The sequence below is a fragment of the Kribbella sp. NPDC051936 genome, assembly GCF_040680955.1.
GTDB lineage: Bacteria > Actinomycetota > Actinomycetes > Propionibacteriales > Kribbellaceae > Kribbella.
Genome location: NZ_JBFAXS010000005.1, coordinates 595,246 through 609,578 on the forward strand (window position 1 = coordinate 595,246; position 14,333 = coordinate 609,578).

Below are 14,333 nucleotides of genomic sequence, written 5' to 3' on the forward strand. Positions count from 1 at the left end.
GGGAAGACCCCTGCGCCCCGCTGTGTGCCGTCAGGTCAGGCCAAGGATTCTTCCCAGGCCTGGTGCAGTCCGGCGTAGTGGCCGTCCACCGTGATCAGGTGGTCGGGTGCGCCGTCCTCGATGATCTGGCCGTATTCCAGCACCAGGACGCGGTCGGCGGTCTCGACCGTGGACAGCCGGTGGGCGATGACGATCGCCGTACGGTCGGCCAGGATAGTCTTCAGCGCCCGCTGGATCAGCCGTTCGCTCGGGATGTCCAGGCTCGACGTCGCCTCGTCCAGGATGAGCACGGCGGGGTTGGCCAGGAACGCCCGCGCGAAGGCGACCAGTTGCCGCTGCCCCGCGGACAACCGCGAGCCGCGCTTCTCGACCGCGGTCTCGTAGCCGTTCGGCAGCGCCATGATGAAGTCGTGTGCGCCGATCACCTTCGCGGCCTCGACGACCTCCTCCATCGTCGCGTCCGGCTTGCCGAACCGGATGTTGTCCGCGACCGAGCCGGTGAAGAGGAAGTTCTCCTGCGTCACCATCACGACCCGCTCGCGCAGGTCGTCCTCGGACAGGTCCCGCAGGTCGACACCGTCGAGCAGCACGTGCCCGCCCGTCGGGTCGTAGAACCTGGCCACCAGCTTGGCGATCGTGGTCTTGCCGGCACCCGTCGTGCCGACCAGGGCCAGTGTCTGACCGGCCGGCACGTCCAGCTGCAGGCCGGGCAGCACCGGCACGCCGTCGACGTACTCGAAGCGCACGTTCCGCAGCTCGAGGTGACCCCGCGCCGGGCCCGGCTTGGCCGGCTGGATCGGCTCCGGCACGTCCGGGGTCTCGTTCAGCACGCCGGACAGCTTCTCCAGCGCCGCCGAGGCGGACAGGAAGGTGTTGTAGAACTGCGAGATGTCCTGCAGCGGCTCGAAGAACTGCCGCAGGTACAGCAGGAACGCGGTCAGGACGCCGACCGTCACGTGCCCGTGATAGGCCTGGTAACCGCCGTAGGCCAGGATCGCGACGATGGTGATGTTGCCGACACCCTTGATCGACGGCATGAAGATCGCGTTCAGCTGGAACGACTTCAGGTTCGCCTTCCGGTAGCGGTCGTTGACGCCGTGGAAGATCTCCTCGTTGCGCGGCTCGCGACGGAACGCCTGCACCGCGCGGATCCCGGTCATCGACTCGACGAAGTGCACGATGACCAGCACGACCGCCTCCCGGGTCTGCCGGTAGACGACCGCGGACCGCTTCCGGAACCACGCCGTCAGGATCAGCAGCGCCGGGAACGACAGCAGCGCGAGCAGACCGAGCTTGAGGTCCAGCGTGAGCAGGATGATCGCCGTACCCACCAGGGTCAGCGCTGCGGTGACCAGACCGTCGAACCCGTTCGCCAGCATCTCGTCGATGACCTGGACGTCGGACGTCAGCCGGGAGATCACCCGGCCCGAGGTGAACTTGTCGTGGAAGGCCGGGCTGAGCCGCTGGAAGTGGTCGAAGACCCGGCGCCGCAGGCCGAGCAGGATGGTCTGGCCGAGCCGGCCGGAGCGCATCAGGAACAGCTGCCGTGCCCAGGCCTGCAGCAGTGCCGAGGCGAGCACGGCGATCACGATCGTGATCAGCTCCCGCGAGCCCTGACCGGCGAGGATCGGCGGGATGCCGTTGTCGATGCCCAGGTGCACCAGGTACGGCACGGCGAGCCGGGCGCCGTTCTCGACGATCACGATCACGACCAGCAGCCAGATCAGCTTCTGGTACGGCCTGAGCAGCTCGCCGAGCAGCTTCCGGGAGTCCTCCTTCAGCCGGATGCTGGTGGCCCGGGAGATCTCGCGGTCGGGGTCCTCCTCGAACTGACCCCGCCAGCTCTGTTCCTCCGGCTGGTCGTCCTTCACATCCTCGCGAGGAGGTGTCTGCTGGGTCGTCGTCATGCGTGCACCTCCTCTTCCTCTGCGGCCAGGAGGTGCCGGTACTCGGGCACCGTGGCCAGTAGTTCTTGATGGGTTCCTACGTGGGTGACTGTGCCGTTCTGGAGCAGAGCGACCTTGTCGGCCAGCATCACCGTCGACGCGCGGTGCGCGACCACGATGCCGGTGGTCTCGGAGAGCACGTTCTGCAGCGCTTCCTCGACCAAGGCCTCGGTGTGTACGTCGAGCGCGGACAGGGTGTCGTCCAGCACCAGTACGGCGGGCTTCGCGAGCACTGCCCGCGCCAGTGCGAGCCGCTGACGCTGACCACCCGACAGCGACATGCCTTGCTCGCCGACGCGTGTCTCGAGGCCCCACGGGAGGTCGTTGGCGAACTGTGCCTGGGCGACCTCCAGCGCCTGCTGGACCTCGGCGTCGGTGGCGTCCGGACGGCCGAGCGTGAGGTTCTCCCGGACGCTCATGGAGAACAGCGTGGGGTCGTCGAACGCGGACGCGACCGCGGTCCGCAGCGACACCAGGGTCAGGTCCCGGATGTCGTGTCCGTCGATGGTGATCCGCCCCGCCGTCACGTCGTACAGCCGGGGGACCAGTGCGGTCAGCGTGGTCTTGCCGGACCCGGTGGCGCCGACCAATGCGAGCGTCGTACCAGGAGTCAGGTCCAGGTTGATGTCGTGCAGCACCTCGGTGGAGTCGTCGGAGAACCGGAACCCGACGTGCTCGAAGCGCAGGTGACCGCGCGGGTGGGTGAGCTCCTCCGCGCCCGACTTGATCACCGAGTGGGTGTCGAGGATCTCGCTGATCCGGTCCGCCGCGGTCATCGCCTCCTGGGCCATCGCGAGGATCGCGCCGAGCGAGGTGACCGGCCAGACCAGCGACAGCATCAGCGTGATGAACGCGACCAGGGTGCCGAGCGTGATCGCCTCCCGGCCGACGGCGAGCGCGCCGAGCAGCAGCACGATCACCAGGGTCAGGTTCGGGATGACGCCGAGGAAGCTCCAGAACCGGGATGCGAGCCGGACCTTCTCGACCTCGGTGTGGTACAGCGTGGTCGCCTCGTCGTCGAACTGCGCCTGGACGTGCGGCCGGCGGCCGAACGCCTTGATCACCCGGAAGCCGAGCGCCGACTCCTCGATCCGGGTGGCCAGGTCGCCCTGCTGGTCCTGCACCTTGCGGGAGATCCGCAGGTACTTCTTCTCGAACTTCAGCGAGACCATCACGATCGGTACGGCGGCCACGAGGACCACGAGACCGAGCGGCCAGTAGAGCTGGAGCAGCAGGATCGTGACCACGACCAGCTGCAGGACGTTCATCACCAGGAACAGCAGGCCGAAGCCCATGAACCGGCGGATGGTGGACAGGTCGGTGGTGACGCGGGACAGCAGCTGGCCGCTCTGCCAGCGGGTGTGGAACTCCATCGGCAGCGACTGCAGCCGGACGTACAGGTCGTGCCGGAGCGTGGCCTCCAGGTCGCTGACGGTCCGTGACTGCGCCCAGCGGCGCATCCAGACCAGGAGGACCTCGGAGATGCTGAGCCCGAGGGCCAGCAGGGCCAGCGGGACCAGCATGCTCAGCTCGCGCCGGGTGACCGGGCCGTCGATGATGGCCCTGGTGACCAGCGGGACGGTGAGGCTGACGGCGACGCCGAGCATCGCGGTGGTGAACATCACCGAGAGGCGCCAGCGGTGGGGCTTCAGATAGGGACGCAGCCGCCACAGATTGCGGCTACGTTCGGGGGCACGGGTGGTAGGGGCAGCGATCGACGGCGCTTGGACAGCGTGCTCGGAGGGCATCTGGACGGGCGCACTTCCCATCTACTTCGTCAAAGGGTTTCGGCGACCTGAAAACGGCGCACTTTCCAGTATCGCCCAGTGGGTAAGCGCTTGTCCTGCCAATTCCATTCCCGGGCGATGAATTACCGCTTGTCGCAATAGGCCGTCCGGGTGCCAGGCGGCGAGGGGTTCCGGACCTATCACGTTCCATGATCAGTGCGTGGCGATCGATCGCCGGCCTGATGCCTCTTGGGGTAGTTCCCGGAGGTCCCGGAGCGGGGAGCACAGGGCGATCAGCAGCCCGCCGAGCATGCCTCCGGTGGCCAGCAGCAGCGTCGGGCGGATCTGGATCGCGGCGGCCAGCACGCCGGAGACGGCTGCGCCGACGGTCTGGCCGCCGATCACCAGGGTTCGCCATGAGGCGGTTACCTGGCCCAGTAGGTGCGGTGGGGCCATGGACTGTCGCAGGGTCCGCTGCGGGACGGCGAACAAGGACATTCCGAGTCCGGCGAGTACCTGTCCGAGCAGGATGAGCGGCGTCACGCCGGTGAACAATGCCACGCCGTTGAGTGACGCCAGAAACACACCGCTGAGATAGGAGCGGCCGATTCCTCCGCGCCGGCACCAGCCGGGGGCGACGAACGTACCCGCCACCGCGGCACCACCGAACGCGGTCAGCGAAAGCCCGACGAACGCCGGTGATTTGTGCAGCTCCCGGATCAGGAACAGCACGACCAGCGGTCCCTGCGTCGCTCCGGCCATGGCCGCAACAGCCGCGGACACCACGAGCGGCCGCAGCATCCGGTCGCCGAACAGCACCTGCAGTCCGGCCGACAGTCGTACCTGGGACCGCTCCGGCACAGCTCCACGGGCGGGCTCACGGATGAGGTACGCCGCCACCGTGGACACGACGTACGACGCCGCGTCGATGACGATCGCGAACGGTGCCGTGAGTACCTGCACGAGGAAGCCGGCCGTGGAGGGACCGAGCGTGGAGGCGAGGTTGAGATTGAGCAGCGCTGCGCTGTTCGCCTGCATCAGCTCCGCCCGTGGCACCAGCCACGGGATCATCGTCTGGGACGCGGTGTCGGACAGCAGAGTCAGCACTCCAGTCAGTACGGCGACGGCGTACAGCTGCTCGATGCGCAGCCAGCCCAGTGCCGCCGCGGCTGGCACTGAGCCGAGCAGGAACAGCCGACCGACATCGGTCCAGATCAGCACGCGGCGGAGGGACCACCTGTCGACCCAGACGCCGGCCAGCAGCCCGAACACGAGGTGCGGCGCGATCGTCAACGCCGACAACGCACCCATCTGCACTGCTGACGCCTGCAGGCTGACGACGGCCACCAGCGGCAGCGCGACAGTGGTGACCGCACTGCCCGACGCCGACACCAGCTGCCCGATCCACAGCTTTCGGAACTCGCCTCTCACGACCCATGCCATGCCTGCGAACCTGTCACTCAGCAGAGTCGTCCGACTACGCCTGTTCGCCCTGAGCAGAGGCAGTTCACTCCACGCGAAACACCGGCCCCTTCGCGGTGAACGGAAGTGATGCGCCGCGGGGGATCAGCCACGCGTGCTCCCGTCGTACCCGGACGACGTCGCACTGGCCGTCGGTGATGAGCAGGATCGGCCCGTGCGCAGGGAAGTCGGCTGCGCGCTCGAGAAGGTCGACACCGGGCTGCAGCACGGTCCCGCCGCGACCGTGCACCTTCACGCGGCCCGCGATGTCGTCCACCGGCACGTAGCCGGCGTCGTACGCCGCAGCGTCGCAGTACACGACCCGCGCGGCCGGTACGTCGCGGGCGCGTGAGTACGACGCGATCGCGCCGAGTGCCTTGCCGAGGAGCTCGCGGTCCATCGAGCCCGACGTGTCCAGAACGACGCCGTACGTCGGGAGCCGTTCGAGCTCGACGGGGCGGATCCAGCCGGGCCGCGGGATGTCCGGCGTACCGGTCTGGCGCCGAGAGGCACGGGCGTACGTGCGGGTCTTCTCGATGGCCGGGACGTGCTCCTCGAACCAGCGCGCCAGCTGCGCGTCCCAGGCGAGCGGCGGGTGGTCCAGCGCGCGGATCTCCTCGACGAGTCCGGCAGGCAATGTGCCCCGGGAGGAGTCGTGGTACGCCAGCCCGGTGCTGAGCGCGCGACGGTAGATGTCGTCCAGCCCGGCCGCGCGGGCAGTCTCGCCTGCATGCGGGAGCGGGTGCCCGAGGACGTCGCCGAGGCCGACTCCGCGCAGCGTCGCCAGCTTGCGGTAGCGGCGCAGGTCGGTGGCGATGCGGTCGTAGACCTGCTCGGCGGACATGCCCTTGAGCGCGGGGTCGTGGAGGGCCCCGTCGGGCATCGTGCCGACTCCCATCTCCAGGAGCCAGCCGTTGATCACCAGGTCGGCGGCGACGTTCCACAGGTACGGGTCGCGGCCGCCGACGCGCTCACCGTGCCGGAGCGCGGCGTGCAGCATCTCGTGCGCCATCACGAACCGCCACTCGTCGAGCGTGAGGTCGGTGAGCGGGTTGATGTAGATCTCGCCGACGGACGCGTTGACCGCCGCGGTGTGGATGTCCCAGCCACGCGCGAGTTCGGTCTCGGCGACGACCTTCATGCTCGACGCGATCGCGCCGAGCAGCGGGTACGACGACACGAACCAGCCGAGAGCCAGGTCCCACTTGTCCCTCCCGCGGCGACCCGCGGTCAGCGAGGAGCGTGCGCCGCCTGCAACGTCGACAGCCGCTGCAGCGGCAGCCGAGAGGCCGGCCGCGAACAGCTCGCTCCAGTTCGGCGGTTTGCCCCAGCCGTTCCAGCGGGCGGTCTGGACGTCCGGTGCGTGACTGGCAACGCCGAGGCGCTCGTAGTCCGCGGGTACACCCTCGCGCCGCCACAGCCGCGCCAGCGCGTCCTCCTCCATGGCTGGGAAGGACACCGGGAGGTCGACGACCGGCGTACCGAGTTTGAGCGACTGGAGGTAGCAGTTGACCGCCACGTCGTACGAGGCGCTCATAGCCTGGTCAGCTGCCGACAGGTCCCGCTCGGCGTGACCCAGGCCGAGGTGGATCAGCAGGTGCGCGAAGACCCACGACCATTCCTCCGGCGTCGCCCGGCGCGTCCGGTGCGTACGGATCTGACCGTTCGAGTCGATGGTCGCCCAGCCGTCCGCCGGGCAGCTGTCGTCGCGGAGCGGGCTGTGCGCCCAGTCCGCCATCGGCGCGAACAGCGGGTGCCGGGCGACGACGCCCCAGCCGGCCTGGATCGCCTCCCAGGCCGGGTCCCGTCGCGCCTTCTTCTTAGGCACGTGCGGCCACAAGACGCGGCAGGTCGCGGCTGACCTCGACCAGGAACCACGTCGGCAACACCGGGCGGCCGTCGTCGTCGGCCGCGATCACCAACTGCGCCACCTCCAGCGAGATCTCCGCCAGCTCGACGAGCAGCGCCTTGCCGCGGTGTGCGAGCTGACGGGCCGCAGGGCTCGCGGACGCCTTGTCGGCGGCCAGTTCCTTGACCAGCCGGGCCCGGAACGTCTCGGCCAGGAAGTACAGCAGGTCCCGGTCCTCCGGCGCGGACGGCCAGCCGGTCTCGCCCTTCAGTACGGCGTCCAGGCCGAACGCGTGCCGCACCGTCTTCACGTACGCGCGGAACGTCGACGCGTGCGCCGCCGACAAGGTGCCGAAGGCAAGGACACGGAGGGTCTCGTTGGATACGTCGTCGCCGTACGACAGGAGGGCGTCCGACAGCATGTGCCAGCTGCGCGGGGTCGAGAACGGCTCCTCGGTCTTCGGTGGCGCGGTCCACAGGTGGTCCGGGCGGTTGCGCAGGTACTCGAGGACCCACGGGTGAATGCCCGCCGTCCCCGCCCACCGCAGCCAGTCGGTCGCGGAGGCGCGCAGATGGATGTGCACGAGCCTGTTGACCAGGGCGCTGGCCATCGGGCGTGCCAGGGCGTTGTCGGTGGCGCGGTTGCCGGCCCCGATCACGACGGAGCCCTCGGGCAGCTCGTACTCGCCGATGCGGCGGTCCAGGATCAGCGAGTAGAAGGCCTTCTGCACCTCGGCGGAGGACGCGTTCAGCTCGTCCAGGAACAGGCAGTACGGCTCGTCGCGGGCGATCGCCACCGGCGGTGCGAAGCGGCTGCGGCCGTCGACGATCTGCGGTACGCCGATCAGGTCCTCCGGCGCCAGTTGGGTGCCCAGGAGCGTGACGCATTCCAGACCGAGCGATTCCGCGAACGCTCGCACCAGACTGCTCTTCCCGATCCCCGGTGCGCCCCAGAGGAAGACCGGGCGTACCACTGCCACGTGCAGCAGTACTTCGGGCAGCTCGGCCGCCGACACCGTGATTCCCGCCTGCATCAGTTCCCTTCGTGGTTGGTGAGTGACTGTTGGCCAGCCCTTCAGGATCCTCCTGCGGTCACTGTGTGTCACGCGGTTTTCCAGGGCGCTTCCGTTACCGGTGGTTACTGGCTAGGGTGCGGCGCGACGATGAAGGAGTACTGGGGGTCTGCTGTGCCGAGCTTTCGCGTGAAGGCGGCTGCTGTCTGTGCCGTCGTACTGCTGCCGTTGACGGTGTCGTCGCAGGTGATGGCGGCAGACCCGCCGGAGCACCTGGGGGAGGGTGTGCTCGTCCCGGGGAAGACCGCGGTCGACGTCGGGATGTCGGGCACGCGTGTGGTCGTCTCGAACCCTGTCTACGAGACGAGCAACAACGGGACCACCTGGACGGCCTCCGGAGGCTCGAACGACGGCAAGCCGCTGCAGGTCGAAGGGTCATCGCTGCTGACCTTCGACAGCGGTACGGCGAAGGTCGGCGGGCTCACGTTCCCCGCGACGGACGAGGTGGTGCTGGGGAAGGGCGGCAAGCTCGTCTCGCACCGGGCGGCCGCGCCGGCGACGGCTGAGGTGTACGACGTCGCGACGAAGACCAAGCTGGCCGACTTCGCCCCGCCGTTCGCCATGGCGGGCGACACGGTCTGGAAGGTGACCGAGCCGGGGCATCTGGACGGCAAGAACCTGACGACCGGTGTGGTGAAGACCGTGCTGGTCGCCGGCGCGTGCACAGTCGGCCCCGACGACGTCAACGGCCGGTGGGCTGTGCTGAGCGGCTGCAACCAGGTCGTGGACGTCAACGGGCCGCAGCCGCCGCGCAATCTGTCCGTGGCCGCGGACTCTCAGCTGGGCAACGGCTTCGCGGTGCAGACGTCCGGCTCCGACCTGCTGGTGACCGATCTCAACGACCAGGCGCTGGGCCAGCGGCGGTACGGGCCGATCCGCACCGCTACTCCTAGCTTCCGCGCGGACGGCTCCGGACTGGCGAAGATCGTGTACGCCGACGCGTCGAGCAAGCCTCGCGTGATCACGCTGAGCTGGCTGGCCGCAGACCCGCAGCAGCGCCCCGACACCGTGGCGCCCGTACTGACCGCTGCGTCGGCGGGTGACCGGATCCGCGACAACACGAGTCTGTCCTTCGAGTGGGCGTACGACGACCCGCAGGACCCGAACTCGCCGGCGACGGGTGTGAACAGCTACGACCTGCAGTACCAGCAGCGCCCGAACCGCACCTCGCCGTACGGCGCGTGGGTCCAGCCTGCCGCGTGGCAGGGGCTGAAGACGACCGGAGCGAGTCTTACCGCGCCGATCGGCACCGATACGTGCTGGCAGGTGCGGGCGCGTGACTACGCCGGCAACCTGAGCGCGTGGAGCGCGTCGTACTGCAGTGAGGTGGACGGGACCGCTCCGTCGCTGGTCACGTGGCGGATCGGTGATCGCGTCCAGCTCAGTGGATCCGCGACGGTGCGCTGGGCGTACAAGGACGACACCGACATCGCGTCGTACGACGTGGTCTACAAGACCGCTGCGCCGGGTGTCGCGTTCGGGAAGTGGATCTACCCGACGGTCTGGCAGAACACGCGCATCACGTCGATCACCTGGGCGCCGCGTCTCGGTTGGGACGAATGCTTCATGGTTCGCGCCCGCGACTACCTGGGCAACCTCTCCGCCTGGTCGGCTCCCATCTGCTCGGTCGCCCCCGAGGATGACCGCGCGCTCACGTCGGCCGGCACGGTCACCCGCTCCACGAGCACGCTCGCGTTCCAGGGCACCACCACCATCCTCAAGGCCAACGGCGCCTACCTGACCAAGGCGACCGAGGCAGGCCTGCGCGTCGCCCTGGTAGCCCTGCACGGCCCGGGCCAAGGCCGCGTGGACATCTACCACGCCAACATCAAGATCGGCACCGTCTCACTCGCGGCCACCACCACCAGCCGAGTGGTCACCTACCTCCCGACGACCCCGTTCCGCACCGGAGCCCTGAAAATCATCTCCACCTCGACAGCTCCGGCCACCGTCGACGGCATCGCCTTCCTCCGAGCTCCCTGAGCCTCTCAATCGTTTGAATTCAAAGGGTTTGAGCGCGGCTCGGGGTTTTCGGCACGTTCAAGTCCGATTGGCGGTTTCGGTGCCAGAGCCCGGGGGTAGGTCTCCGCGGAGACAAACTGAGGACTGAAGAAGAAGACTCGGGGACTGGAACTGGGAGGGCACCCTTGTCAACGCAGTATCCGTCGGCGCGACCTGCCGACGAACGGCAGTCAATCGCGCCCGCTGACGGGCCGTTCGCACCTTTCGAGGAGCTGCCTTCTCGAGCCGGATAGCGAAGCCCGATGGATGCCAACGCCCTCCAGGACAGCTGGGACCGGGTGACGCGACACGGTGAACAGGTGCCGCTGTACTTCTACTCACACCTGTTCGTCTCCTATCCCGAAGTACGCGCGATGTTTCCGCTGTCGATGTCGGGCCAGCGGGACAAGTTCGTCAGCGCGCTCGGCCGGATCGTCAGCCATGCCAACCACATCGACCAGGACGCGGCCTTCCTGCAGCACCTCGGCCGCGACCACCGCAAGTACGCCGTCGTCGCGGAGCACTACAACGCCGTCGGCGCCTCGCTCTGCGCGACCCTGAAGCACTTCCTCGGCCCCGAGTGGGACGAGGACCTCGCCATGCACTGGACGGCCGCCTACCAGGTGATCGCCCGGATCATGGTCGAGTCCGCGGAGACGTCCTCCGAGACCAGCCCGGACTGGTGGGACGCCGACGTGCTCTCGGTCGAGCGGCGCACCATGGATCTCACCCTGCTCACGGTCCGGCCGCGGCGCGCGTACTACTTCCGCCCCGGTCAGTCCATCTCGATGGAGATCCCGCAGCGCCCCAAGATGTGGCGGTACTTCAGCCCGGCGAACGCCCCGCGTGCCGACGGCTCGATCGACCTGCACGTCCAGCAGATCGACGGCGGTCAGGTGAGCCCGAGCGTCGTACGGTCGCTCAAAGCCGGTGACGCCGTGAAGCTGGGCGCGCCGGTCGGCGAGCGGCTGACCCGGCGCGACGACGACGTACGGGACCTGCTGATGGTCGCCGGCGGAACGGGTCTCGCCCCGCTGCTCGCGGTCCTGGAGCAGATCGACAACGAGTGGAACCGGACGCGCACAGCGCCGCGGGTCCAGCTGTTGCACGGCGTACGGATGCCCTGGCACCTGTACGAGCGCCCCCGGTTGCGAGAGCTGGCCCAGACCCGGCCGTGGTTCGACTACACGGAGGTCGTGTCCGACGACGCGTCCTACCCGGGGACGCGCGGCAAGGCCGGGACGATCGCGGCGCAGCAGGACCTGCACGGGCGTACGGCGATGGTGTGTGGCGGACCGCAGATGGTCGCGCACACGCTGGAGAGGCTCGCCGCCGCTGGTGTCGACACCGAGCACATCAAGTACGAGCACTTCTACTACGCGGCCGTTGACGAGCACACCGCCACCGCCGGCCCAGCGTTGACCAGGTCAGGAGACAACAAGTGACGAACGGAAAGCACCGCCACGGCTCTCCGCACTACCGGACACCCGAAGCGATCCGGGGCGAGACGTTCCAGCGCCGGCTGCGGGGTCTCGACGCCGACCAGGTGTACGACTACCTCGACGTGGTGGCCGAGCAGGTCCACGCGACGGCCAGCGACCTCAGCGAGAGCCGGGCCGAGAACCAGCGTCTCCAGGCAGAGCTGCAGCGCACCCGGGCCGAGCTCCAGCGCGCGCAGACGCAGGTGGACGAGTACGAGCAGGCCGGCGACCGCGTGAACGAGCAGATCGTCCAGCTGTTCAGCCAGGCGCAGCTCGTCGCCGAGGAAATGGTCCAGGACGTCAGCCGTGACGCCCGCGAGCGCATCGGGCAGGCACGCGCCCACGAGCGCCGGATCGTCGAGGAGGCAATGGACTCGGCCGGGCAGCAGGTCCGCTCGTACGCCCAGACGGCCCAGGTGCGGATGCAGTCGATCGTGGACACCTTCGCCACCGAGGTCGACCGGATCGGCAGCGCAGCCGTCCCCGGCGAGCCGGAGGCCCGCCAGAAGGACGCCTGGTTCGACGACATGAGCGACTGGCAGGTCCGCCTGCGGAACGGGAGCGGCCCCGCGTCTCCGAGCTCGGACTGACCGGTGCGAGCTCCTCTGAGACCCGCTCCCGCAGAGGACGACACGTTGGGCCTTCCGGCCCATCAAGCGCCGGTGCCTCTTCGCCGCCTGCCCGCACGCCCGTTGGCCCGCCCGCTGGCCCGCCCGCTGGCGGCTCTCGGGCTGGCCGTGGCGGCCGGCGTCGTCGGCGCGCTCGGCCTCGGCGGCGACCTCCCGACAGTCGTCGCGATCGCGCTCGGCGCGGCAATTCTCTTCCTGGCGGTGGGAATCTGCGTCGCGTACGCCGTCGAGGCACGCCCCGGCACCCAGCGTCCCCAACCCGGCGAATCCCGAGCTCAGGCCGGCGACTCCCGGCCCCCAGCGGGCGAGCCTCGGCTCGGACCTCGCCGCCGGGGCGGCAGGTCTCGCCTGCAGGGTGGAGGGCCTCGGCCCCAGGTTGACGCCGAGCAGCCGGGCGGTGACCGGCGTACCGGCTGTCCGGTCTCGTCAGGCCCGCCCGTACCGGAGCCTGCGCCCGACGTCGCCGATGTCGAGGTGGTCCGGGCCGCGGCGAAGGAGTTCCTCGAGCTCTTCCACGCCGAGAACCCGCGGGCCGGGCGGCTCGAGCCACGGCTCGCCGCGGTCATGCAGGAGATCGACCTGACCGGGACGTACTGGCACACCGCCGACGAGCTGACGTTCGGCGCCCGCGTCGCGTGGCGCAACAACAAGCGGTGCATCGGCAGGCTGTACTGGCGGAGCCTGCAGGTGCGCGACCTGCGGACGGTGTCCGACGCCGGCAGCGTCGCCGCGCACTGCTTCGATCACCTGCGGAGCGCGCACAACGGCGGCAAGATCCGGCCGATGATCAGCGTGTTCGCCCCCGAGACGCCGAACCGGCCCGCGCCCAGGATCTGGAACGAGCAACTCATCCGGTACGCCGGGTACGAGCAGCCGAACGGGCGATCGCTCGGCGACCCCCGCTATCGCGCGTTCACCACCAAGCTCATCCAGCGCGGGTGGCGGCCGCCCGACCGGCCGGGCGCGTTCGACGTACTCCCGCTCGTCGTGGAGACCGTCGACGAGGGGCCGCGGATGTTCCAGCTGCCCGGCGACGCGGTGCAGGAGGTCCCGCTGGAGCACCCCGAGCTGCCCTGGTTCGCGGGGCTCGGGCTGCGCTGGCACGCCGTACCGGTGATCAGCAACAACCGGCTCGACATCGGCGGCGTCTCGTATCCGGCGGCGCCGTTCAACGGCTGGTACATGGGCACGGAGATCGGCGCCCGCAACCTCGCCGACAGCGACCGGTACGACCTGGTGCCGCAGGTCGCCGAGCGGATGGGGCTGGACACCTCACACGAGGCGACGCTGTGGCGCGACCAGGCGCTGGTCGAGATCAACCGCGCGGTCCTGCACTCGTTCACCCTGAACGGCGTCACCGTCAGCGACCACCACACCGAGTCCCGCAGGTTCCTCATCCACTTGGAGAAAGAGGAGCGCGCCGGCCGCGAATGCCCCGCCGACTGGAGCTGGATCGTCCCGCCCCTGTCCGGCTCCCAGACCCCCGTCTTCCACCGGTACTACGACGCCAAGACCCAGGTCCCCAACTTCTTCACCGACCCCGGTGCCACCTGCCGCTCCCTCCACGGCGGCCCACCCGCGTTCTCCTGACATTCTTGGAGGCGTGGACCGGGTAGTGGTCATGGGCTGCGCCGGCAGCGGCAAGTCGACCCTCGCGAGAGAGTTGGCCGCGCGTACGGCGTTGCCCCTGACCGAGCGGGACGCACTGGGCGCGATGGGATCGCGCGAATACCTCGAAGCCTTGGCCGAGTTGGCCGCCCGGCCCCGATGGATCCTCGACGGGGCGCCGTACTACGCCGACGAGCTCATCTACCGGGCGGCGGACACTGTCGTCTTCCTCGACTACCCGAAGCCTCTGGTCGTGTGGCGAGCGTTGCGCCGGACCGTCAGGATCGAGCTGACCCGCCGACCAGCCGGAGCGCACAAGCCCGGAGGATCAGCCATCTGGCGTGATCCTCAGCATCCGCTGCGCTGGGCCTGGACATCCCACCAAGTCCGCCGCCAGGAGGGCCGCACGCTCCTCACCCGCCCCGACCTGCCGAACCTCAAGTTCCTCCACCTCACCCGGCCGGCCCAGGCGACGCGCTGGTTACACCGCCTGCACCGGTAGCGGCGCGCCCGCCCACTGTCCTGGGGCGATCCGCCGGCGGAGAAGCTCAGGGCTCCT

The 14,333-nt window shown here is 69.4% G+C and carries 10 protein-coding genes; 5 read left to right on the forward strand and 5 right to left on the reverse strand.

Going from position 1 to position 14,333, the window contains the following annotated elements; translation table 11 throughout:
* Positions 1 to 35: 35 nt before the first annotated feature.
* The 5 genes from AB0L64_RS20550 to AB0L64_RS20570 form a co-directional block, all read right to left on the reverse strand.
* On the reverse strand, positions 36 to 1,907 hold the full coding sequence (locus tag AB0L64_RS20550) for an ABC transporter ATP-binding protein (RefSeq protein WP_363712197.1): 1,872 nt from the start codon (positions 1,905 to 1,907) through the stop codon (positions 36 to 38).
* Complete coding sequence (locus tag AB0L64_RS20555) at positions 1,904 to 3,568, reverse strand: ABC transporter ATP-binding protein (protein WP_363712199.1); 1,665 nt, start codon at positions 3,566 to 3,568, stop codon at positions 1,904 to 1,906. The genes AB0L64_RS20550 and AB0L64_RS20555 overlap by 4 nt, the downstream gene beginning before the upstream one ends.
* Positions 3,569 to 3,886: 318 nt before the next feature.
* Positions 3,887 to 5,116 (reverse strand): MFS transporter, encoded by a 1,230-nt coding sequence (locus AB0L64_RS20560; protein WP_363712201.1) that lies wholly within the window; start codon positions 5,114 to 5,116, stop codon positions 3,887 to 3,889.
* A 64-nt stretch (positions 5,117 to 5,180) separates the two neighbouring features.
* The gene (locus AB0L64_RS20565; protein WP_363712203.1) at positions 5,181 to 6,962 is read right to left on the reverse strand and encodes a hypothetical protein; all 1,782 of its coding nucleotides are present in this window, start codon (positions 6,960 to 6,962) and stop codon (positions 5,181 to 5,183) included.
* Entirely contained in the window at positions 6,955 to 8,016 is a 1,062-nt protein-coding gene (locus tag AB0L64_RS20570) for a MoxR family ATPase (protein ID WP_363712205.1), read from the reverse strand. Before AB0L64_RS20570 ends, AB0L64_RS20565 begins: the two co-directional genes overlap by 8 nt.
* Before the next feature lie 129 nt (positions 8,017 to 8,145).
* Here AB0L64_RS20570 and AB0L64_RS20575 point away from each other — a divergent pair, with 129 nt between their 5' ends.
* From AB0L64_RS20575 to AB0L64_RS20595, 5 genes are all read left to right on the forward strand, one after another.
* The gene (locus tag AB0L64_RS20575) at positions 8,146 to 10,038 is read left to right on the forward strand and encodes a hypothetical protein (RefSeq protein WP_363712207.1); all 1,893 of its coding nucleotides are present in this window, start codon (positions 8,146 to 8,148) and stop codon (positions 10,036 to 10,038) included.
* A gap of 281 nt (positions 10,039 to 10,319) precedes the next feature.
* Positions 10,320 to 11,501: a globin domain-containing protein gene (locus tag AB0L64_RS20580; RefSeq protein ID WP_359938021.1), complete on the forward strand. Its 1,182-nt coding sequence runs from the start codon at positions 10,320 to 10,322 to the stop codon at positions 11,499 to 11,501.
* Complete coding sequence (locus AB0L64_RS20585; RefSeq protein WP_355689416.1) at positions 11,498 to 12,127, forward strand: DivIVA domain-containing protein; 630 nt, start codon at positions 11,498 to 11,500, stop codon at positions 12,125 to 12,127. Before AB0L64_RS20580 ends, AB0L64_RS20585 begins: the two co-directional genes overlap by 4 nt.
* A 72-nt stretch (positions 12,128 to 12,199) precedes the next feature.
* A complete protein-coding gene (locus AB0L64_RS20590) occupies positions 12,200 to 13,756 on the forward strand; it encodes a nitric oxide synthase oxygenase (protein ID WP_363712209.1) in 1,557 nt (518 codons plus the stop codon).
* 13 nt (positions 13,757 to 13,769) lie between these two features.
* Positions 13,770 to 14,276, forward strand: coding sequence for a hypothetical protein (locus AB0L64_RS20595; RefSeq protein WP_363712211.1), 507 nt, complete (start codon positions 13,770 to 13,772; stop codon positions 14,274 to 14,276).
* Positions 14,277 to 14,333: the final 57 nt, after the last annotated feature.